Source organism: Candidatus Frankia alpina (assembly GCF_902806485.1).
Lineage (GTDB): Bacteria > Actinomycetota > Actinomycetes > Frankiales > Frankiaceae > Frankia > Frankia alpina.
The window spans coordinates 1-2415 of record NZ_CADCWT010000411.1 but is presented as its reverse complement, the minus strand read 5'-3'; the positions used below and the strand labels follow the sequence as shown (position 1 = coordinate 2415).

At 68.6% G+C, this 2415-nt stretch carries 3 protein-coding genes and 1 pseudogene; 2 read left to right on the top strand and 2 right to left on the bottom strand.

What is annotated here, in order from left to right:
* Both G6R25_RS23385 and G6R25_RS23380 read left to right on the top strand, forming a co-directional pair.
* Positions 1-331: ATP/GTP-binding protein (locus G6R25_RS23385; RefSeq protein WP_205447400.1), on the top strand; the 331-nt coding region annotated here is incomplete at its 5' end.
* Between the two features lie 185 nt (positions 332-516).
* Complete coding sequence (locus G6R25_RS23380; protein ID WP_235949492.1) at positions 517-1470, top strand: LuxR C-terminal-related transcriptional regulator; 954 nt, start codon at positions 517-519, stop codon at positions 1468-1470.
* 224 nt (positions 1471-1694) lie between these two features.
* On the opposite strand, the pseudogene G6R25_RS28405 reads toward G6R25_RS23380, so the two are convergent.
* Positions 1695-2064, bottom strand: a pseudogene (locus G6R25_RS28405) (transposase family protein); the annotation flags it as partial.
* Between the two features lie 105 nt (positions 2065-2169).
* On the bottom strand, positions 2170-2415 hold a 246-nt coding region (locus G6R25_RS25650), incomplete at its 5' end, for a hypothetical protein (protein WP_205447399.1).

Below are 2415 nucleotides of genomic sequence, written 5' to 3'. Positions count from 1 at the left end.
GATCGGCGCGGTGGTGCTCGTCGACACCCGAAGGCTGGCGGATTCCTTCCCCGCCATCGACTACTTCGAGGAGCGCGACATCCCGTTCCTCATCGCGCTGAACCGGTTCGACGGCGCCCGCGAGTACCGCGTCGAGGACATCCGTACGGCGCTCGATCTCGACCCGCGCCGGCCGGTGGTGTTCTGCGACGCCCGCCAGCGCGAATCGGTCCGCCAGTCGCTGGTGTCGCTGGTTCGCCATGCCCTCGACGTGGTCTCCGCCGAGTCGGGTGCCCGGCCGAGCCTGCCGCAGCGGTCCGGGCGAAGGCCACGGACGACCGTTCGGACCTGACCAGCACGAGCGCACCGCCTGCGGCGGGGCCGGTCGCCGCGCCCCCCGCCCGCCGGGGAGATCACGCGCCGGCTCCAGCCTCGGATCCGGGGAGGGGCAGGGCGCTCGACGCCTTCGGGTTCGATACCTTCGGTCTTGACGACTTCGGTCTCGACAACACCGCGCGGTCCGCCTACCGACTCTGGTTGCGTCACGAGTCCCTGAGCGTCACCGAGGCGGCGGAGATGCTCGGGGAGCCGCCGAGCGGCGTCGGTCCGGTCCGGGACCGGCTGGTCGAACTCGGCCTGCTGCTGGCCTCCCGGGAACGGCCCGGACGCTTCGTGGCCGTTCATCCCGAAGCCGGCCTGAACCATCTACTCGAGGCCCAGCATGCGCAGCTCATCCGCCGCCACGAGCGGTTCGTGCAGGCTCGGACGCAGGTGAACGTCCTCGTCTCGGACTACCTGGCGGCCCGGCCCGGTCCGGACACGGTCGAGGTGCAGCGTATCGATGGCGTCGACCAGGCCCGCGCCGAGCTGCTCGCCCTCGTCGGTCGAGCCGAGCGGGAGGTGCTGACCCTGCGCACCCGCCGAGGCTGGCCGGCGACGCTGTCCGCCGACGTCATGCCCGTCGAGCTGCGGGCACTGCGGCGCGGGGTCGTGATGCGCAGTGTGCTGCCACGGTCCCTGCGCCTCGACGAACGCAGCGCCGGCTATGTGCGCACGGTCGCCGCGCACGGCCTCGACGCCCGTGTCACCGACGACCCGCGGCTGGACGCCACCACCGTCGACGGTCGCGTCGGGCTCGTCCGGCTGGCCCGCGGTGTCGGCGGTGTCGGCGACGGCCACACGGTGCTCGTGCGCATACCCGAGCTCACCGCCGTCCTGCTCACCCTGTTCGAGCAGGTCTGGGAGATTGCCGAACCGCTCGGCGGCGGGCCGGCGCAGACCGGCGGCGAGGAGTCGGCCGACGACCCTTCCGACACCGAGCGGCTACTGCTGCGCCTGCTGAGCCTGGGCGTCAAGGATGGAGCGGCCGCTCGCCACCTCGGTGTCTCCGTGCGCACGGTGCGCCGGATGATCGCGGATCTGATGTCCCGCCTCAACGCGCGCAGCCGTTTCCAGGCCGGCACTCTCGCCTCCCGCCGCGGCTGGCTCTGAACATCCGCCCCCCGTGAAGTGCCTCGGACGCTTCACGGGGGAGTCGGGGTGGCGGCGTATCGGAGCGTAGTGGTGTGGTGGGGCCTCGGCTGGGGGACAACCAGGTTCCGCCAAGGGTGATGGGCTCGCCGTCGGTCGTCGTCGACACCCGTCGGCGGGATGTGATGACTTTCACCTACGACCTCGTGGCATTCCGGAGCATCGACGGAAGGGTGCCCCAGATTCATGACGGTCTTCGCCCAGTCCACGAACTGGCCGGCGAACCCGCCGTCAGCGAACAGATGTCGGCAGCGCTGATGGGCAAGATAATGATCGACCAGGACCGCCAGCACCATCCCCAGCAGGTCATCGCTGAGGTCTGGGCACCCTTGACCGACTGGGAATCGATCACTCCCGCGGTCGGTTCGACCTCCCGGCCCTGCGCCAGGCGGAGCCTGCCACGCAGCGCATCATGGATCCCGGCGGTCACCCCCGCTTTCTTCCACCGATCGAAAAGACCGTAGACAGTCTGCCAGGGCGGGAAAGCGGCAGAACAGCCTCGACAAGCTCCCACTCGGCATCGGTCAGATCCGAGGGATACCGGTGTGTACGTACACCATGACCAGTCCCTGCCGCCATCATCCCCGCCCAAACCTCACCACCATCATCCACACCAACATCCGGTCACCCTCCGCACACATCAAGATCCAAAATGGGCTCTCAGGGGACATCCACGGGGTGACGTAAAGGCGCATCCGCGCTGGTCAGGTGGCTGAAGGGCGTCCCGTTATAGTGGTTTTGTGTGTCGAGTGTGCGCCAATTGGCAATTGGTTGCCAGGCCGCTTGATGACAGGCCAATTCCAGGACAACGGCCGCGTGTGGCCGCATGCTCTCGATGAGTCGAACACTGAGCCTTTCCCGGTAACGTTTCGTCGCTTTGCGTGACATCAATGTTGTGTTGGTGTG